Source organism: Ralstonia sp. RRA, assembly GCF_037023145.1.
Lineage (GTDB): Bacteria > Pseudomonadota > Gammaproteobacteria > Burkholderiales > Burkholderiaceae > Ralstonia.
This window is the reverse complement of the sequence record NZ_CP146092.1, coordinates 214,202-231,467: the sequence shown is the minus strand read 5'-3', so window position 1 is coordinate 231,467 and position 17,266 is coordinate 214,202. Positions and strand designations below refer to the sequence as shown.

Annotated in this window: 20 protein-coding genes; 13 read left to right on the top strand and 7 right to left on the bottom strand. The window is 63.7% G+C overall.

Annotation, left to right across the window (positions count from 1 at the left end; all coding sequences use genetic code 11):
* The first annotated feature begins 1 nt into the window (after window position 1).
* The 4 genes from V6657_RS19105 to V6657_RS19090 all read left to right on the top strand — a co-directional run bounded on the left by V6657_RS19105 (window position 2) and on the right by V6657_RS19090 (window position 1,810).
* Window positions 2-535, top strand: coding sequence for a hypothetical protein (locus tag V6657_RS19105; RefSeq protein ID WP_048932938.1), 534 nt, complete (start codon window positions 2-4; stop codon window positions 533-535).
* A gap of 26 nt (window positions 536-561) precedes the next feature.
* On the top strand, window positions 562-927 hold the full coding sequence (locus V6657_RS19100) for a response regulator (RefSeq protein ID WP_021193405.1): 366 nt from the start codon (window positions 562-564) through the stop codon (window positions 925-927).
* A gap of 160 nt (window positions 928-1,087) precedes the next feature.
* Complete coding sequence (locus V6657_RS19095) at window positions 1,088-1,360, top strand: hypothetical protein (RefSeq protein WP_048932937.1); 273 nt, start codon at window positions 1,088-1,090, stop codon at window positions 1,358-1,360.
* Window positions 1,361-1,420: 60 nt separating this feature from the next.
* Window positions 1,421-1,810: a DUF2784 domain-containing protein gene (locus V6657_RS19090; RefSeq protein ID WP_048932936.1), complete on the top strand. Its 390-nt coding sequence runs from the start codon at window positions 1,421-1,423 to the stop codon at window positions 1,808-1,810.
* 5 nt (window positions 1,811-1,815) lie between these two features.
* Here the strand turns inward: V6657_RS19090 and V6657_RS19085 are convergent, their stop codons facing one another.
* The gene (locus tag V6657_RS19085; protein ID WP_048932935.1) at window positions 1,816-2,382 is read right to left on the bottom strand and encodes a thioredoxin family protein; all 567 of its coding nucleotides are present in this window, start codon (window positions 2,380-2,382) and stop codon (window positions 1,816-1,818) included.
* A gap of 68 nt (window positions 2,383-2,450) precedes the next feature.
* Complete coding sequence (locus V6657_RS19080; protein WP_169340507.1) at window positions 2,451-2,867, bottom strand: organic hydroperoxide resistance protein; 417 nt, start codon at window positions 2,865-2,867, stop codon at window positions 2,451-2,453.
* Window positions 2,868-3,238: 371 nt separating this feature from the next.
* Here V6657_RS19080 and V6657_RS19075 point away from each other — a divergent pair, with 371 nt between their 5' ends.
* Window positions 3,239-3,571 carry a hypothetical protein gene (locus tag V6657_RS19075; RefSeq protein ID WP_021193410.1) on the top strand — a complete coding sequence of 111 codons (333 nt, stop codon included), beginning with the start codon at window positions 3,239-3,241 and terminating at the stop codon, window positions 3,569-3,571.
* Between the two features lie 11 nt (window positions 3,572-3,582).
* On the opposite strand, the gene V6657_RS19070 is transcribed toward V6657_RS19075, so the two are convergent.
* From V6657_RS19070 to V6657_RS19060, 3 genes are all read right to left on the bottom strand, one after another.
* On the bottom strand, window positions 3,583-4,449 hold the full coding sequence (locus tag V6657_RS19070; RefSeq protein ID WP_048932934.1) for a class I SAM-dependent methyltransferase: 867 nt from the start codon (window positions 4,447-4,449) through the stop codon (window positions 3,583-3,585).
* A 21-nt stretch (window positions 4,450-4,470) separates the two neighbouring features.
* The gene (locus V6657_RS19065; RefSeq protein WP_048932933.1) at window positions 4,471-5,136 is read right to left on the bottom strand and encodes a glutathione S-transferase; all 666 of its coding nucleotides are present in this window, start codon (window positions 5,134-5,136) and stop codon (window positions 4,471-4,473) included.
* A 66-nt stretch (window positions 5,137-5,202) separates the two neighbouring features.
* Window positions 5,203-6,165: a DJ-1/PfpI family protein gene (locus V6657_RS19060; RefSeq protein WP_048932932.1), complete on the bottom strand. Its 963-nt coding sequence runs from the start codon at window positions 6,163-6,165 to the stop codon at window positions 5,203-5,205.
* Window positions 6,166-6,254: 89 nt separating this feature from the next.
* Between V6657_RS19060 and V6657_RS19055 the strand changes: the two genes are divergently transcribed.
* The 6 genes from V6657_RS19055 to V6657_RS19030 all read left to right on the top strand — a co-directional run bounded on the left by V6657_RS19055 (window position 6,255) and on the right by V6657_RS19030 (window position 13,175).
* Entirely contained in the window at window positions 6,255-7,517 is a 1,263-nt protein-coding gene (locus V6657_RS19055; protein ID WP_048932931.1) for an MFS transporter, read from the top strand.
* A 99-nt stretch (window positions 7,518-7,616) separates the two neighbouring features.
* A complete protein-coding gene (locus V6657_RS19050) occupies window positions 7,617-9,023 on the top strand; it encodes an alkaline phosphatase family protein (protein WP_048932968.1) in 1,407 nt (468 codons plus the stop codon).
* A 74-nt stretch (window positions 9,024-9,097) separates the two neighbouring features.
* Window positions 9,098-9,466: a hypothetical protein gene (locus V6657_RS19045; protein WP_048932930.1), complete on the top strand. Its 369-nt coding sequence runs from the start codon at window positions 9,098-9,100 to the stop codon at window positions 9,464-9,466.
* Window positions 9,457-9,924, top strand: coding sequence for a GNAT family N-acetyltransferase (locus tag V6657_RS19040; protein ID WP_048932967.1), 468 nt, complete (start codon window positions 9,457-9,459; stop codon window positions 9,922-9,924). Before V6657_RS19045 ends, V6657_RS19040 begins: the two co-directional genes overlap by 10 nt.
* Before the next feature lie 142 nt (window positions 9,925-10,066).
* A complete protein-coding gene (locus V6657_RS19035) occupies window positions 10,067-11,611 on the top strand; it encodes a methyl-accepting chemotaxis protein (protein WP_048932929.1) in 1,545 nt (514 codons plus the stop codon).
* Window positions 11,612-11,738: 127 nt separating this feature from the next.
* Entirely contained in the window at window positions 11,739-13,175 is a 1,437-nt protein-coding gene (locus V6657_RS19030; RefSeq protein ID WP_048932928.1) for a M20/M25/M40 family metallo-hydrolase, read from the top strand.
* Window positions 13,176-13,501: 326 nt separating this feature from the next.
* Here V6657_RS19030 and V6657_RS19025 read toward each other — a convergent pair whose 3' ends face one another.
* Together V6657_RS19025 and V6657_RS19020 are read right to left on the bottom strand one after the other, a co-directional pair.
* Window positions 13,502-14,263: a 3-oxoacyl-ACP reductase family protein gene (locus V6657_RS19025; RefSeq protein ID WP_048932927.1), complete on the bottom strand. Its 762-nt coding sequence runs from the start codon at window positions 14,261-14,263 to the stop codon at window positions 13,502-13,504.
* Window positions 14,264-14,375: 112 nt separating this feature from the next.
* Window positions 14,376-14,960 (bottom strand): ABATE domain-containing protein, encoded by a 585-nt coding sequence (locus tag V6657_RS19020; protein ID WP_048932926.1) that lies wholly within the window; start codon window positions 14,958-14,960, stop codon window positions 14,376-14,378.
* Window positions 14,961-15,108: 148 nt separating this feature from the next.
* On the opposite strand from V6657_RS19020, the gene V6657_RS19015 reads away from it, so the two are divergent.
* A complete protein-coding gene (locus V6657_RS19015) occupies window positions 15,109-16,179 on the top strand; it encodes a nitronate monooxygenase family protein (RefSeq protein WP_048932925.1) in 1,071 nt (356 codons plus the stop codon).
* A gap of 174 nt (window positions 16,180-16,353) precedes the next feature.
* Window positions 16,354-17,262, top strand: coding sequence for an alpha/beta hydrolase (locus V6657_RS19010; RefSeq protein WP_048932924.1), 909 nt, complete (start codon window positions 16,354-16,356; stop codon window positions 17,260-17,262).
* Window positions 17,263-17,266 lie beyond the last annotated feature (4 nt).

The following is a 17,266-nucleotide window of genomic DNA, read 5'->3' as shown; positions in this document are numbered from 1 at the left end:
CGTGATCAGCAGTAACGCGCAAGACAGCTTCGACCGCATCTTCCGCAAGGCCGCGCGCAGCAGGCTCGCGCTGCATGCGGAAGACACCTGCGATGTGGTCACCGCACCCCAGGGCGATGCCGTTGGCGGCGAGCAGGCCATGATCCTGACCATCTCGTCCATCGCATTTCGCCTGCTGCTGGTGCTGCGTTTTGACGATGAAGACAACACGCGGGCGTACTACACAGGCGAGGCGCCGGGTCGCTCGTTTGACGAGGCTTGCCTGGAGATCGGCAACCTGTGCTGCGGGGCGGTGAACCAGGAGTTGCTGCAAGTGTTTCCGGACCTTGGCATGTCGACGCCCTATGTAGTGAGCGCGCGCTGCCTGCCGTATCTGGACGCGCTCAAGCCGGGGTACATGGCCGCCTACACGGTCACGATCAATGACGCTGTGCGGGTAGCCGCAACGGTGTGTGTGTGCACCCATGCACCGCTGAACTTCGTGGCCGACGTGCGTGACGAGGTCGAGTCCAGCGGTGAACTGGAATTGTTTTGATTCAGCTTGAGAAAGAGGAAAAACCCATGAGCAAGATTCTGGTGGTCGACGATTCGAGCACGGTGCGCGACGAAGTGGCCGGCTTCCTGAAGAAGAACGGGCTGGCAGTGGATACCGCCGTGGACGGCAAGGACGGCCTGGCAAAGATCAAGGCCAACCCCGGCCTGAAACTGGTCATCAGCGACGTGAACATGCCCAACATGGACGGCCTGACCATGGTCGAGAAGGTGCGCGGCGAGCTGGGCAACAAGACGGTCAACGTCATCATGCTGACCACGGAAAGCAGCCCGGCCATGAAGGACCGCGGCAAGGCGGCTGGCGTGAAGGGCTGGATCGTCAAGCCCTTCAAGGGCGATGCCGTGCTGGAGACGTTCAAGAAGCTGGCGAGCTGAGCCAACCCGGTGTGCGCTGAGCGGCGGGTGAGAAGATGCCCGCCGCCGCGCATGCGGTGATGACATAAATTTGTCACATATGTGATTGAAGCAAGGTCACGTTGCGCACCGCTTCCCTCTGCGCTGAGAATGCCTGCATTGAAACTTCGCAGGAGGAAGGATGCAGGCCTGGGCGATTCAGCAGTTTCGCGGCTGCTCGGTGCATGTGCTTGCGGTGCTGGGGCGCGGTGCCCGCTTCCATTACGCCTACACCGGGTTCGTCTGCGCACCGAAAGGTGAAAGCCTCGCCTATCCGCAACTCCAGCGTTTTCATCACACCGCTGCCGATTTCGATTCGGCCGATGAGGCTATCTCTGCCGGCATGCAGCAGGGGCAATCCATCGTGGAGCAGTGGTTTGCCTCCGGTGCCGATTCAAGCCGAATGCCCGCCTGACGACTTTCGGCGTTAGGCTGGACGTACCTTCCCACCCAAGCCACCCAAGGGCCAGATGCCATGACTGCATTGGCCGATGCAGTGCTCGTGCTGCACGCGTTGCTCGTCGTGTTCATTGTCGGCGGGCTCGTTGCCATCTGGGTTGGTGGAGCGCGCAAGCGCAGTTGGGCGCGCAATCGCGTGTTCCGCTTTGTGCATCTCACGGCCATCAGCATCGTTGCCGGGCTGGCGGTGCTTGATGTGCCATGTCCGCTCACAGTGCTGGAGGATCGGCTGCGCACCGGGTCAGCCGGCTCAAGCGGTTTCATCCAGCGCTGGGTGAGCGCGCTGCTTTACTACGATCTGCCACTGTGGGTGTTTGCCGTGAGCTACGTCGCGTTCCTGCTGGCAGTGGTGCTCACGTGGTGGCGTATTCCGCCACACCCCAAGGGGTCGGGCCCCTCGGGGTGATGGCGTCAACGTGCAGGTTGTGCCGGCTTGCGTTCCGCCAGCAGCTTCTGGATGGCAGCTTCCGTTTCGGCATAGCGCCCTTCGCCGAAGTGCTGGTAGACGATGCGGCCATCGGCATCGATCAGGTACTGGGCTGGCCAGTACTGGTTGTTGAAGGCCGTCCATGTGGCATAGCTGTTGTCCTGCGCCACCGGATAGCGGATGTCGAAGCGCTTGAGCGCGGCCTGCACATTCGCAGTCGACTTCTCGAACGGGTACTCGGGCGTGTGTACGCCCACCACAACGAGCCCTTGATCCTTGTACTTCTCGTGCAGCTGCTTCACGTATGGCAGCGTGTTAATGCAGTTAATACACGAGTACGTCCAGAAATCGACCAGCACCACCTTGCCGCGCAGGCTGCGCATGGTGAGCGGTTGGGAGTTCAGCCATTGGTCAATGCCGGTGAACTCAGGGGCAGCAGTGCCGTTGGCCGCAGGTGCGCTGAATGGGCTGTAGGCGCGTGCGCCGGTGGCAGCAAAGTAGGCCGCGCCAATGGCAATCGCCACCAGGGCGGCGCGTAAATAGGTGCGCATGATCTCTAGCCTGTGAAAGGTTGGGAGCGGTAGCCAGCCCGATCGCACCGGGCTGGCGGTGGACTGCGTCAGACCAGATTCAGTTCGACATGGATGTTGCCGCGCGTGGCCTTCGAATACGGGCAGAGCTGGTGTGCGGCTTCCACCACGGCCTGCGCAACCTCGCGGTCCAGACCCGGCAGGCTGACGTTCAGGCGGGCCTGCAGGAAGTACGCATCGTCGGTGGTGCCCAGGTCCACTTCCGTATCCAGTGCCAGGTCTGCCGGCAGCTTGATCTTCATCTGGCTGGCCGCGCGGCCCATCGCACCAATGAAGCAGGCGGACCAACCTGCAGCAAACAGTTGCTCCGGGTTCGTGCCGCGGCCGCTGCTGCCCGGGGGCGAGAGCTTCAGATTCAGGCGGTCGTCATTGCTCTGCGCCTGGCCGTCGCGGCCACCGGTCACGTGGACGTTGGCGGTGTACAGCACGTTCTCGATGCGGGTCATGATCGTGTTCCTTGGAGAGAGGGTTTGCATTGGGATTGCGCGGCCGGAGAGCGCTTTGCTTGCGTTCGGCGCCGGGCCACGAGACGCATTTAAGACGGCGGACGTATCACGCACGTAGCGCCCAGCCCCCCTTTCTGTCAGGGCACGTATCGCGGTAGGCGGCAGATACAAACGCATACAAAACGCCCCGTGAAGTGGCGGAGCGTTGGCATGGGTAAGGTGGGCAGGTGAGGCGTTTTGCGCATCGGACCATCCGGCCGAACCGCCCGGTATTTAGCCGTGTCGGCCGCAAAGAATCGGCTTCAAAGTTGGCGATTCCTTGATACGCTGGAACGGATTGGGCTCACGGGGCAACGGGTGAAGGAGTCGTCATGCAAGAGCTTGCCTTTCGCACCCTGCTGTATCGCTACTTCTTCTTCGGCTGGCTGTTCAAGGATGCCAGCCACGGCAACCTGTTCGAGCGTTCGGCAGCGTGGCGTTTCAACAAGGCACATGCGCACTGGCTGCTGGCCTATATGCGCCGCTGGCTCTGGTGTGGACTACTTTGTTATGCCCTGGGCGGTTTGGTTGAGCTGGGGCTCAAGACGCCCGGCTTGTCGGCGGTGTTCTACGTACCGAGTGCGCTCAGCGTGCCGATCAACATGGTGATCGGGGTGTTGTGGATCGGCCTGAAGGCGCTGCCGGGGCCTGTGCACGAACGGTAGTCCACACGCGGCTAGACCGTTGCGACGAGCAACTCCTCTGCGTTGTTCGGCGGGCGAAAGCCATCGGTCCGGTCGGCAAAGTAGCGTTCGGTCAGCGCAGCTGCAGAAACGTGCTCTGCCTTGCTGAAACCGGCTTCACGGGCCAGCGACTGAATTTGCGGTGGCGTGAAGAAGCTGATGAAGGGCGTGCCGCTGGCCCGTGCACCTTTCTCGGCCATCTCCAGCCCGGGGCGCACGTCGGGATCTGCCATTTCCAGCGGTAGCAGGAACGTCATCGCCAGCACTGACCCTGGTGCCAGCGTCGCCACTTCGCGCAGCGTGGCCGCATTCGCCTCTTTGGTGAGATACATGCTCACGCCCGTCGACACGACGACGGCGGGCTTGCCCGCATCAAAGCCTGCCGCCGCAAGACCTGCCTGCCAGGATCCGCCCGCTTCGAAATCAACCGGCACAAAGCGCAGCCAATCGGGCACGCCAAAGCCAAGGTCGGCCAGGCGCTGGCGTTTCCATGCCTGGGGGTTGGGCTGATCCACTTCGAACACCTTGAGGTGCGACGCAACGTCCGGCCTGCGTTGCGCAAAGCTGTCGAGCCCCGCACCCAGGATGACGTACTGGCTCAGCCCCCGCGCAGCCTGCTCGACGACCAGGTCTTCAATAAAGCGCGCCCGCGCCACGATGGAGGCGCGAAAAGGGCGTGTGAACTCCGGATGCATGTCGCCGCGCTGTTGCCAGCCGGGCTCGGGTGCGAGCAACTGCAGGCCGACGTTGTCTTCCAGCACATGCGGCGGTGCGTCGACTTCAACATGCAAGGCGCGCCACAGGGCGACGCGTGCTGCGGTGCTGTCCGGTGCCAGATCCTGCATGTTGCTTGCGCTCATGAATGCCTCCGCGTGGGTGGGTCAGGTGAGTGGCTGAAACTCGGGAAACACGGCAGCGGCCTGTACGGGCTGTTTGGTCATGCAGACCTCGAACAGGCGGCTGCCCAACCAACCCCCCAGCCAAGCCTGCAGCGCGGGCATGGGCTGCGCTGCAAACCAATCCGGCTCCACCGCCGCAAACTGGCGCACGAACGGAAAGATCGCCAAGTCTGTCGCGCACGGTGTTGCGCCGCCAAGATACCGCTGTGCCTGGAATCGCGCTTCCAGTGGGGTCAGCAGCGCGGCCACGGCCTGCGCGCGCACGGCCTCGCGCGGTTGCCCATCTTCCGGATAGCGGTCAGGGTATTTGTAGCGGTCGAGCAGGCGTTTGAAGTCGCCATCGTTGGTGCGCAGCAGCGCCAGGTTGTCGTCAGTCTGGGCGCGGCTCCACCAGCCTTCGAGGTCGGGCGATTCGAGCGCCCAGCGCATGATGTCCAGGCTCTCTTCCAGCACGCCGCCATCGGGCAGATGCAGCACCGGCACCGTCCCCTTGGGCGACAGCGCGAGCAGCGCGGCGGGCTTGTCGCGCATCACGATTTCAAACGTCTGGAAGCGCCGGTTGGCCTGCAGCATCGCCAGGCGCGCACGCATGGCGTACGGGCAGCGGCGGTAGCTGTAGAGCAGGGGCAGGGTGGTGTCGGTGGACATAGGGTGAGGCAAAAAGCGTTGATGCTGAGCGCGTTAGGGTAGCGGGTTTGCAGTGACCAGCAAGTCTTACGCCGCCAGTTGTGACCGCGCTGAGCGCCCACCACGCCGCACGGACTGCGGCGGCTGCCCGAACACACGGATGAACGCGCGCCGCATGCGTTCCGGATCAGCAAAGCCGACGGCGCGGGCTACCTGTTCCAGGGATTCATCGCCGGATTCCACGCGCGGCCGGGCGGCTTCCGCGCGCAGCTTTTCGACCGCCTTGGCGGGCGTCTGGCCGGTCTCGGCCGCGAAGGCACGATCGAACTGCCGGCGGCTCAGATGCGCCACTTCCGCCAGGCGATCCACATCGAGCGTTTCGTGCAGGTGCTCGCGTGCATAGCTCAACGCACGCGCAATGCGGCTCGATGCCGGGTCCAGTTCCAGCAGCGCAGAAAACTGCGACTGCCCACCCGGCCGCCGGTGATACACCACCAGCTCACGCGCTACCGCGCGGGAGACTTCAACACCCAGGTCTTCTTCGATGAGTGCGAGCGCCAGGTCAATGCCCGACGAGATGCCGGCGGACGTCCACACCGGGCCGTCGTGGATGAAGATGTGATCGCTTTGCACCTGAACGTGCGGATAGCGCCGCTGCAATTGCGCGGCCACACGCCAGTGTGTGGTGGCGCGGCGGCCGTCCAGCAGCCCCGCAGCGGCCAGCGCGAACGCACCGGAGCACACGCTCGTCATGCGCCGCGAATGCTGTGCGGCTTCCTGCACGAACGCGATCAGCGTGGCGGAAAACGTGTCCTCACGCGGGCCGTTGCCGCCCGAAATGATCAGCGTGTCGAAGGCCGGGTCGTCCAGCTTCTGTGTCTGCATGACGAGGCCGGGCGCGCTCCGCACCTGTACGCCATCTTCGGACAGTACGTCGATCCGGTAGGCCGGTTGCGGCGCCAGGCGGTTGGCCACATCAAAGGCGGTCAGCGGGCCTGTGAAATCCAGCAGGCTGCAGCCCGGAAACACCAGAAAGCCGATTCTGCGCATGATGTCTTGAAATGAGGGAATAACGACATTTGAGACGGATCTTCCTCCGCCAGACTGCGCCTGTCAAATGCACTGCTGGAGAGTCGATCATGACCACCGTTGCGCTGTCATCCGCTGGTTCCGCCCAACGTTCACGCCATCACCGCTGGAAGGTGCTGGGGGTGGGCGTGGCCGCCAATGCCAGCTTTTCTGCCGCGTTTTCGGGCATCCCGACCACGGCGGTGTTCATCCGCTCGGCGTATCACCTGGGCAATGCCGAGTTGGGCATCGCGCTGGGGCTGCTGGGGCTGGGCATTGCCATCAGCGAGCTGCCGTGGGGCCTGCTGACCGACCGCTGGGGTGACCGTGCCGTGCTGCTGGCGGGTCTCGGGCTGACGGCGCTGGCGCTGTTTGTGATGGCGTGTTTCGTGGCCCCCATGCATGGCAGCGTGCCGCCGCTGACGTGGCTGGCGGCTGGCATGCTGAGCGTCGGCCTGCTGGGCGGCAGCGTGAATGGGTCCAGCGGCCGCGCGGTCATGGGTTGGTTCCGTGAGGGTGAGCGTGGTCTCGCCATGAGCATCCGCCAGACTGCCGTGCCGCTGGGTGGTGGCATTGGTGCGCTGGTGTTGCCGAGCCTGGCTGCACACGCTGGCTTTGCCGTGGTGTACGGCGTGCTGGCGGTAGCCTGCGCGTTGACGGCGGTGTTGACGTGGCTGTGGGTGCGCGAGGCACCGGACATCGTGACCACCACCGCCAAGACCGCCGCCGCCGACACCGGACGTGGCCCGCTCGGCGATCCGATGCTCTGGCGCATGGCGCTGGCCATTGGCCTGCTATGCGTGCCGCAAGGGGCGGTTGTTGCCTTCGCCACGGTGTTCCTGCGGGATTTTGCGCACGCCAACGTGCTGACGCTTAGCCTGACGATGGCCGCGGTGCAGGGTGGCGCGGCGGTCATGCGCGTGTGGAGCGGCCGCTGGACGGATCGCCACGGCAATCGCCGTGCATACCTGCTGGCCTGCGCCCGGCTGAGTGTGGTGTTGTTCGTCGTGCTGGCCGGCGTGGCATGGGCCACGGCTGCGCTGCCGATCGATCTGTCGATCATGCGTGCGGCATTGGTGGCGGCCATCGTGGTTGCCGGCATCAGTGTGTCGGCGTGGCATGGTGTGGGCTTTACGGAGATGGCGACGATGGCTGGTGTGCAGCGCGCCGGCACGGCATTGGGCCTGGGCAATACCGGCGCCTTTACTGCGCTCGGGGTGACGTCGCTGTGCCTGCCGCATGTGCTGGCGTGGTCGTCGTGGCCAGTGGTGTGGCTGGTGACGGCGCTCAGTGCACTGATTGCGTGGCGAGTGCTGCCGGCGGTACGTGGGTAGAGACGCGGCGCCAGTCCCCTTCGTTTCTTTCTATAGTGAGCCGCAGGTCGCCCTGGCCTGGATATGGCGGCCACCGCACAACGAGACGAGGGGGCCATCATGGCAGGCTTGAGCGTCATCCAGCACGTGGTCGTGCTGATGCTGGAAAACCGGTCATTCGACAACCTGTTCGGCACGCTCTATCCCAAGAGCGCCGAGTTTGACGGGCTCTCCGGCACCGAGACCAACCCCGACGGCAGCGGTGACCCCATCCGCGTGTGGACCACCCCAGCGCCACCCAACGTGATGACGCTGCCCAGCCCCGATCCGGGCGAGCTGTTCACCGACATCAACCAGCAACTCTTTGGCGCGCAAACCCCGCTGGGGCAGACGCCCGCCATGCAGGGTTTCACCACCAACTACGCCAAGAACGGCGGTGACCCGCGCGACATCATGCATTTCTTCACGTCGGACCAGGTGCCGGCGCTGTCCACGCTGGCACGCAACTACGCCGTGAGCGACGCGTGGTTTGCCTCCGCGCCATGCCAGACGTGGCCCAACCGCTTCTTCGTGCATACCGGCACGGCGCACGGCTATCCGAACAACTCGCCCGTGCACTTTCCGTATCTGATGCCGACGCTGTTCAACGCGCTGGATGGTGTGGTGCCGGACGACTGGCGTGTCTACTACCACGACTTTGCGCAGTCGCTCACGCTCACGCGGCTGTGGATGCATCTGGACCACTTCCACCTGTTCGACGATTTTCTGGACGATGCCGCCAACGGCAACTTGCCCTCGTACAGCTTTATCGAGCCGCGCTACTTTGCCGATCTCAACTGGCCGAATGACATGCACCCGCCGCACGATATCGGCTATGGCGATGCGCTGGTCGCCCAGGTGTACAACGCGCTGCGCACCTCGCCGCAGTGGCACCAGACCCTGCTGGTCGTCACCTTTGACGAACATGGCGGCTGCTATGACCACGTGCCGCCGCCGTCTGCCGTGCCGCCCAGCCCGCCGCAGCCGGGGCAGCTCTTCGCGTTTGACCGGCTGGGGGTGCGTGTGCCGGCGGTAGTGGTATCGCCGTGGATTCCCAAGGGCACGATCTTCCGCTCGACGGTGGCGCAGCCATACGACCACACCGCCATCATCAAGACGCTGCGCAACCGCTACAACATTCAGACACCGCTCACTGCACGCGATGCCAGTGCGCCGGACCTCGCCCAGGTGTTGGAGCTGACTGCACCCGATGACAACCGGGACCCCGTCGTCGCCCGCCCCATGGTTGCCGACCCAGCCGGTCTGCAGGCCGCGCGTAACGCACCGCTCAACGATTTCCAGTGGGCCATGCACGAATCAGCGGCGATGCTGGCGCCGCTGGGCACGGGCATCAGCATTGATGACCACGTGCGCAATCTGTCGACGGATCAGCAACCGCCTGTGCCGGCTGCGCAGAACGCCCAACAAGCGGCGCAGCACATCAAGGACGTATTAGCGTCGATGGATTTGCCGTATGCCGGTCAGTAAGGTTGACTTAATAATTCCAGAACCGCCCCGGGCATAATCGCCTCGCCTATTAACTAATAAAAAGAGGGGGAGTTGTGGCGACTTCGCACATTTTGGGTTTGCCGCTGGGGGTTTGGGCGGCCGGGTTTGTTGCGGTGGCAACCGTGCCGGTTTGGTTTGGGGCCCAGGCCGTCGGTGCAGAGCGTGCGACGATGCCGCGTTCTGCTTTGGCATTGGTGCTTGCCTTGATCGCGTGCTACGCGTGTGTGCTGGTAATCGGATCCCCTGCTGTGATCGTCGCACCCTTCGTTTGCATGGTGCTCTTCAAGTACATCCTGGATAGCTCGTTTCTAGGTGCCTTCTTGCTAGTAGTGATTTCCGCCACCGGTTTGTGGCTCGCGGGAAAAATTTTCAATTCGTTCTTCTGCTTACTGGGCTTGAGCTTACTCACAGCATCGTGCTGATTCGCCCCTTCCGCCTTGGTGACGAACCAGCCCTGCACGCGGTCTTCCATTCCGCCGTGCATGAGATCGCTGCCGGGCGCTACAGCCCCGAACAACTCGAAGCCTGGGCGCCCACCCACTACGATGCCGGGCAATGGGCCGAGCGCATCCGCCGCATCCAGCCTTTTGTGGCGGAGATCGACGGACAACCCGTGGGCTACGCCGACCTGCAAGCCAATGGCTATATCGACCACTTCTTCGTGGCCGCTGCGCATGCGCGGCAGGGCGTCGGCCAGAGCCTGATGAACCACATCCTCAAACTGGCCGCGCAACGCCGGATGACGCGCGTGCAAGCCCACGTGAGTTTGAGCGCTGAGCCGTTTTTCGCCCGTAACGGGTTTGCCGTGGTCGCGCGCCAGACCGTTACGCGGCGCGGTGTATTACTCGACAACGCGCTGATGGAGCGCATGCTGGCTTGACCCAAGACGCGCGCGGGGCGTTGTTCCTCGGGGAAACCCTCGGGATGTGGTTAAAGTTTGATGAGCATCTGTCGTTAATTTTGTTGAACTCGAATCCCCCAGAGGAATCGGTTTCTGCCCCACAAAATTTCTAGCGACGGATATGAAGACGCTCTCCATCAAGGCCCGGCTGGCGCTGGTGCTGTTTGTTCTGGCTGTATTCCTGGCGGGCGTCGGTGCGCTGGGGCTGGTCGGCAATCTGCGCTCGAACGCGGCGCTCAAGGAAACCTTCTCCAACAACCTGCCGTCCACGCGCATGCTGGGCCGGGCGGAATCCAAGCTGGCGCAGGCGCGCACCTCGCTGGATCGCGCCATTCTCGACACGGATCCTGGCAAGACGGCTGACGCTATCAGCTCGGTCGGTAAAAATGTGGATGCAAGCGAGCAAGGGTGGAAGAGCTACCTAGCGCTGCCATTCTCCACGCCGGAAGAGGAGCGCGTGGCGGGTGAGGCAGGCAAGCAGCGAACCCTCATCAAGGAAAGCATCGCCGCGGCCATCGAGTCCATCAAGCGGGGCGACAAGGATGCTGCCCGCGCACTCGTGACGGACAAGATTCCCGGGCAGTACCGCACCTACGCCGAACAGTCCGACCGTCTGAACACGATTCAAGAAGAGGTGGCCGGAGCGGCCTACGCGGCATCGCAATCCTTCTTCAGCGGATTGCTGTGGACATTCGGTATCGTCATTGCCCTGGGCCTTGCGCTGGCGGCCGGCTGCTACGTCGTGCTCTCGCGTGCCATCTCGCGCCCGCTGGAAGAGATGCTGGTGCACTTCCGTGAGATTGCCGGCGGCAACTTGACCACCGACGTGCGTATCCACTCACGTGATGAGATGGGCAAACTGATGGAAGGTCTGCAGCAGATGCAGGCCAAGCTGAAGGAAACCGTGGTGACGGTGCGCCGTGGCAGCGAGTCGATCGCCTCGGCCACGCAGCAGATTGCGGCCGGCAACACCAACCTGTCGCAACGTACGGAAGAGCAGGCCAGCTCGCTGGAAGAAACCGCTTCCAGCATGGAAGAGCTGACCAGCATCGTGAAGCAGAATGCCGACAACGCCCGTCAGGCCAGCACGCTGGCAGTGAGCGCCTCCGAGATCGCCGTGCAGGGCGGTGCCGTGGTGCAGGACGTGGTGGCAACGATGGGCGAGATCAGCGAATCGTCGCGCAAGATCACCGACATCATCGCGGTGATCGAGGGCATCGCGTTCCAGACCAACATCCTGGCGTTGAATGCTGCAGTGGAAGCTGCACGTGCGGGTGAACAAGGCCGCGGCTTTGCCGTGGTGGCCGGTGAAGTTCGCACGCTGGCACAGCGCAGCGCGGGTGCTGCCAAGGAAATCAAATCGCTGATCGAGGATTCCGCCACGCGTGTGGATTCGGGCTCGAACCTGGTGGCGCGTGCCGGCAAGACGATGGAAGAGATCGTCGTGGCGGTGAAGCGCGTGACTGACATCATGGGTGAGATCAGCGCGGGCTCGGCCGAGCAGAGCAGCGGCATCGAGCAGATCAACGAAGCCGTCACGCAGATGGACGACGTGACGCAGCAGAACGCCGCATTGGTTGAGCAAGCAGCTGCTGCCGCACAGGCGCTGGAAGAGCAGGCTGACGAGCTGCGCCGCGCTGTGGCGGTGTTCCGCGTGGCGATGTAACGCACCATTTCCCGATGGTTTGCCCCGGCAGCGATCTGGCTGCCGCGGCGCTACACTGCGGGGTCGACCTTTGGGTCGGCCCCGCTTTTTTTATGCGGTGCACTCATAACGATTATTCGGAGGTGTCATGCGTTTCCAGTGTCGTCGTGTTTCTGTTCGCGCTCTTGTGTCTGCTGCCGTACTGGCATGCAGCGCTGGGGCGATCGCTCAGACCATTCCCGCCAGCAAGCCCGCGCCCACCACGCTCACGCCCGAGCAGCAGCGCTACCACGACATCTACAAAGAGCTGGTCGAAATCAACACGACGCATTCGGTGGGTGACACCACCCAGGCCGCACGTGCCATGGAAAAGCGCCTGGCCGACGCGGGCTTTGCCGCTTCCGACATGCAGGTGATCGAGCCCTTCCCGAAGAAGGGCAACCTGGTACTGCGCTACAAGGGCACCGGTGCGAAGCAGCCGATCCTGCTGCTGGCCCACATCGACGTGGTGGAAGCCAAGCGTGAGGATTGGAAGACCGATCCGTTCAAGCTGCAAGAGACCGATGGCTACTTCACCGCACGCGGTTCGATTGACGACAAGGCGATGGCGTCGGCGTTTGTCTCCGTGCTGGGGCAGCTCAAGCAGGAGGGCTTCAAGCCCTCGCGCGACATCATCCTGGCGCTGACCACCGACGAAGAGCGCGGCGACGTGCCGAGCAATGGTGCGTACTGGATCGTCAACAACAAGCCCGAACTCGTGAAGGCCGAATTCGGCATCAACGAAGGCGGTGGCGGTGAGCTGCGTGGCGGCAAGCCGGTGCTCCACCGCATTCAGGTGGCCGAGAAGATGTACACGACGTACGAGCTTGAAGTGCGTGATGTGGGTGGCCACAGCTCGGTGCCGACCAAGACGAACCCGGTGTACGCGCTGTCGGCAGCGCTGGATCGGCTGGGCGCGTATCAGTTTCCCGTCAAGCTGGCGGACGTGACGCAGACCTACTTCGCACGCAGCGCGCCGCTGGCGACGGGGCAGCTGGCGGACGACATGCGCTCGGTCGGTACCGGCAAGCCGGATCAGGCGGCGATTGATCGTCTGTCGGCCATTCCGTTCTACAACGCGCAACTGCGCACCACGTGTGTTGCCACCATGGTCAACGCTGGTCATGCGGAGAATGCGCTGCCGCAATCGGCCAAGGCAACCGTCAATTGCCGCATCCTGCCGCATGATGATCCGGCCGACATTGATCGTCAGCTCAAGCAGGTAATTGGCAATGACAAAATTGCCGTGCGCTACATCAACAAGCCGCTCGCGAGCCCGGCTTCGCCGCTTAACGGTGATCTGGTGAAGACGGTCGATGCGCTTACGCAGCAGATGTGGAATGTGCCGGTCATCCCAGCGATGAGCACGGGCGCTACCGATAGCCGCTTTATGCGCAATGCCGGTATTCCGATGTATGGCGTGTCGGGTTTGTTTACCGAGCCGGCTGATCTGCGTACGCACGGTCTGGATGAGCGTATCGAGATCGCGCGCCTATATGACGGGCGTGAGTTCTTGTATCGCCTCGTTAAGCAACTGGCTGAGTAAATGTAGATGCGAGTGCCGCGCCTGCGTTCTGCGGGCGCGGATCGGGCTTACTGGCGGTGGTGGTGCGCTGGTGTTTCGTCCCCTGCCGGGGCCGACTCACTTTCTTTGTCTTGCCAAAGAAAGTAAGCAAAGAAAGGCGCGCCCGATGCGGCGACCCACTCCTTGAATTTCCGTGACCGGGCGGAGAAGGAGACAAACTCGCTGCGCTCAGACAGCCTCCTTCTTTTTTCCGCCCGCCCACAAAAATTCAAGGCGCCGCATAGGGCAGGGTACGGCCAAACCGTCTGGGTGCATGGGCTCGGGGTATGGCCGTTTCAGTGGGCTTCTTAGATGAAGCCGCCGTCCGTCTTGAGTGTGCGGCCGGTGATCCAGCGTGCATCGTCTGAGGCGAGGAAGGCGATGGCGTCTGCAATGTCCTCCGGCTCGGCCAGGCGGCCCAACGGGGTCGATTCGCGCATGCGGTCTTTCACTTCATCGGGAATTGGCGCGGTCATATCGGTGCGTGTGAGCGCCGGTGCTACTGCGTTGACGGTGATGTTGCGCGGCCCCAGTTCGATGGCAAAGGCATGCGTGAGCCCGTCGACGGCTGCCTTGCTTGCGGCGTACACCGCCAGCCCCGCGCGCGGCCGATATACCAGGCTCGACGACACATTCACGATGTGCCCGCCGCGTGCCGGCACGTGTGGCAGCACCGCCTGGGTGACGAGGATGACCGAGAAGGCGTTGGTGCGGAACTGCGCGTCGAACGACGTCTGATCGATCTCCCCTACCGGCTGGCCTTCCAGGATGCCCGCGTTGTTGACGAGGATGTCGATGGCGCCAAAGGCTTCGCGCACCGTGGTGACCATCGTGTTGACGGAGGCGGCGTCGGCCACGTCGGCCTGTACGGCAATGGCTTCTGCGCCGGTCTTGCGGATGGACTCGACCACCGCATTGGCTTCGTTGCTGTTGCTGCGATAGACCACGGCCACGCGAGCACCATCGGCGGCCAGCCGACGTGCAACGGCTGCGCCGATGCCGCGCGAACCGCCGGTGACGATGGCCGTGCGGCCGGCCAGGCGCTGCGAGGAGGGTTGGGCTTGCGACATGGTGTTCTCCTGAAAGAGGGCAATGTTTCGGGAGAACAGGTTACGAACTGGCCGGCCCGCGCGCAGCCAGCGTGGCAGCGACGCGGCGTTCCAGCGTTGGAACGACTGGGGATCAGCCTTGCTGGCGTTTGCGGTACTCCGCCACTTTGTGCCGGTTGCCGCAGACGGCCATGCTGCACCACCGGCGTTTGTGCGACTTGGTGCGGTCGTAGAACCACAGCGTGCATTCCGGGTGTTCACACACGCGCACGAGTTGGAAATCGCCTTCCGCCAGCAGGTGGGCGGCGGCCTCGGCCAGCGGGGCGAGGCGCTGTTCGACGGAATCGGCGGGGCGCAGGCGATCCACGCGCGGGGTGTCGCCATCCCATACCAGCACAGGGTGGCTGGGCGCTTGCCGAAGGAACACGTTGAGCGCATCCGCGCTTGCAGGGCGGCCAGCCTTGCGCGCCTCCACCAGCGTGCGGATCACCTCGCGCAGATGCCGCGCCACGGCCAGCAGCACGCCGGGCGGGTAGCCACCGGCCAGCGGTTCTGTCAACCAGCCGGCGCGCACAAGCCAGTCAGAGACATCTTCATCGGTCTGCCAGAAGTCGTGTGGCTGGCCGTCGACATTGGCGATGGTGTTGAGCATGTCGAGCACCGGGTGGTCGGCGATCAGCGCGGGTGAGTCAGGCGATACGGCGGCGGGCTGGGGCATGGGATGAGCTTCGGCGTCAATGCTGTAATTGTAACCATATAGAGAAATTATTCTAGTTACATCGAGGGATGAGCCACCACGACCGGGATCGCGCGCAAAGGCAGCCGCATTACCATGTCTCCATCCAAGACCCTTGCTGGAGAAGATCATGAGCGCATGGCCTGATGCCCGCGTGCTGGCGTTGTTCAACATTGATGTGCCGATCGTGCTGGGGCCCATGGCTGGCGTGGGTGGTGCCGAGTTGGCGATTGCCGTGGCGCGTGCGGGCGGCTTGGGTTCAATCCCCTGCGCGATGCTGAGTGCAGACCAGATTCGTCAGCAGGTCGAGCAGTTTCGTGCGGCGGTACGCGGCCCGATCAACCTGAATTTCTTCTGCCACACGCCGCCGCAGCCTGATCCGGAGCGTGAGGCCAAGTGGCGTGCGCATCTGGCGCCGTACTACGCGGAGCTCGGCATCGACCTGAACACGCAGGTGCCGGCCGTCAATCGCGCGCCGTTTGACGAAGCAACCTGTGCCCTGGTTGAAGAGATCAAGCCTGAAGTCGTGAGTTTCCACTTCGGCCTGCCGGCGCCCGAACTGCAGGCGCGCGTGAAGGCCAGCGGCGCGAAGGTGATCGCTGCCGCCACGACGGTGGAAGAGGCGCGCTGGCTGGAAGCCCGCGGCGTGGACGCCGTCATCGCCATGGGCAACGAGGCTGGCGGCCACCGCGGCATGTTCCTCACCACGTCCATCGAGTCTCAGGTTGGTACGTTTGCGCTGGTGCCACAGGTGGTGGATGCGGTGCGCGTGCCGGTGATCGCGGCGGGTGGTATTGGCGATGCGCGGGGCGTGGTGGCGGCGTTCGCCCTGGGGGCATCTGCGGTACAGATCGGCACGGCTTACATGCTTTCGCCCGAAGCGAAGACGTCGGCCATCCATCGCGCCGCACTCAAACGGGCCACGGATGCGGATACCGCCCTCACCAACGTGTTCACCGGTCGCCCGGCGCGCGGCATCGTCAACCGGTTGATGCGTGAGATTGGCCCGATGAGTGCGTTTGCGCCGGCCTTCCCGACGGCCGGTGGTTCGCTGGCACCGCTGCGCGCCAAGACCGAGCCGACCGGCTCGGGCGATTTCATCAACCTGTGGTCGGGCCAGGGCGCCCAACTGGCCACGGAAGACTCCGCCGAGGTCATCACGCGCCGTATCGCTGCCCAGGCGCTTGAGCGGCTCACCTGAGTTTTCCTGCTGCAGGACTCCCCACGCGGGCACGCCACACGGCGTGCCCGTTTTGTTTTGCATCACAGATCGGAATGCGACCAATGGGAAAATTTCATGTAACTTTAAAAATATAATTTCACTGGTTACAGTGGCTGCGGTGCTGTTCCCCAAAATCTCACCAGGAACCCTGTCATGAACGCCCCAGCCCACCCGGCCGATCTTGTTGCTGATGCCTATGCCCCCACCGCCGTCCGCCATCGCATGGCAGACGTTGAGGGTGTGCGCGTGTTCTACCGCGAGGCCGGCCCGGCCGACGCGCCCACCGTGCTGCTGTTGCATGGCTTCCCGAGTGCCTCGCACATGTTCCGAGACCTGATTCCGCAGTTGGCCGGGCGCTATCACGTGGTTGCGCCGGATCTGCCGGGCTTCGGTTTGACGCAGGCGCCAGAGGGCTTCCGCTACACCTTCGACAACCTTGCGCACGTGGTGGATGGCTTCACGCAAGCGATTGGCTTGTCGCGCTATGCGATCTACGTGTTCGACTACGGTGCGCCGACCGGCTGGCGCCTGGCGATGGCACATCCGGAACGCATCACGGCCATCGTCACGCAAAACGGCAATGGCTATGAGGACGGCTTTGGTGAGGGCCCGTGGGCGCCAATCAAGGCCTACTGGGCCAACCCGGACGAAGCACATCGCCGGGAGCTGCACGGGCTGGTCTCCGACGAGATGACGCAATGGCAGTACCTGAACGGCGTGCCCGATCCAACGCGCGTGGCACCGGATGGCTATCTGCTTGACCAGTACTTCCTGGGCCGCGCGGGCCAGCTCGACATCCAGATGGACTTGTTCCTGGACTACGCCAGCAACGTCGCGTTGTATCCGGCGCTGCACGCGTACTTTCGCGCGCACCGTCCACCTCTGCTGGCCGTGTGGGGCCGCAATGACGCCATCTTCATTCCGCCCGGTGCGGAGGCGTTCAAGCGTGATCTGCCGGATGCAGAAGTGCACTTTGTCGACAGCGGCCACTTTGCGCTGGAGACGCACCACGAGGAAATCGGTGCGCGCATGCTCGACTTTTTCGGCAGGGTGGTGAGGTAAGTGG

Bases quoted from the DNA above. Each gene is read 5' to 3' on its own strand.
- V6657_RS19100 (WP_021193405.1), top strand. From the start codon at position 562: ATGAGCAAGATTCTGGTGGTCGACGATTCGAGCACGGTGCGCGACGAA.
- V6657_RS19095 (WP_048932937.1), top strand. From the start codon at position 1,088: ATGCAGGCCTGGGCGATTCAGCAGTTTCGCGGCTGCTCGGTGCATGTG.
- V6657_RS19090 (WP_048932936.1), top strand. From the start codon at position 1,421: ATGACTGCATTGGCCGATGCAGTGCTCGTGCTGCACGCGTTGCTCGTC.
- V6657_RS19085 (WP_048932935.1), bottom strand. From the start codon at position 2,382: ATGCGCACCTATTTACGCGCCGCCCTGGTGGCGATTGCCATTGGCGCG.
- V6657_RS19080 (WP_169340507.1), bottom strand. From the start codon at position 2,867: ATGACCCGCATCGAGAACGTGCTGTACACCGCCAACGTCCACGTGACC.
- V6657_RS19075 (WP_021193410.1), top strand. From the start codon at position 3,239: ATGCAAGAGCTTGCCTTTCGCACCCTGCTGTATCGCTACTTCTTCTTC.
- V6657_RS19070 (WP_048932934.1), bottom strand. From the start codon at position 4,449: ATGAGCGCAAGCAACATGCAGGATCTGGCACCGGACAGCACCGCAGCA.
- V6657_RS19065 (WP_048932933.1), bottom strand. From the start codon at position 5,136: ATGTCCACCGACACCACCCTGCCCCTGCTCTACAGCTACCGCCGCTGC.
- V6657_RS19060 (WP_048932932.1), bottom strand. From the start codon at position 6,165: ATGCGCAGAATCGGCTTTCTGGTGTTTCCGGGCTGCAGCCTGCTGGAT.
- V6657_RS19055 (WP_048932931.1), top strand. From the start codon at position 6,255: ATGACCACCGTTGCGCTGTCATCCGCTGGTTCCGCCCAACGTTCACGC.
- V6657_RS19050 (WP_048932968.1), top strand. From the start codon at position 7,617: ATGGCAGGCTTGAGCGTCATCCAGCACGTGGTCGTGCTGATGCTGGAA.
- V6657_RS19035 (WP_048932929.1), top strand. From the start codon at position 10,067: ATGAAGACGCTCTCCATCAAGGCCCGGCTGGCGCTGGTGCTGTTTGTT.
- V6657_RS19030 (WP_048932928.1), top strand. From the start codon at position 11,739: ATGCGTTTCCAGTGTCGTCGTGTTTCTGTTCGCGCTCTTGTGTCTGCT.
- V6657_RS19025 (WP_048932927.1), bottom strand. From the start codon at position 14,263: ATGTCGCAAGCCCAACCCTCCTCGCAGCGCCTGGCCGGCCGCACGGCC.
- V6657_RS19020 (WP_048932926.1), bottom strand. From the start codon at position 14,960: ATGCCCCAGCCCGCCGCCGTATCGCCTGACTCACCCGCGCTGATCGCC.
- V6657_RS19015 (WP_048932925.1), top strand. From the start codon at position 15,109: ATGAGCGCATGGCCTGATGCCCGCGTGCTGGCGTTGTTCAACATTGAT.
- V6657_RS19010 (WP_048932924.1), top strand. From the start codon at position 16,354: ATGAACGCCCCAGCCCACCCGGCCGATCTTGTTGCTGATGCCTATGCC.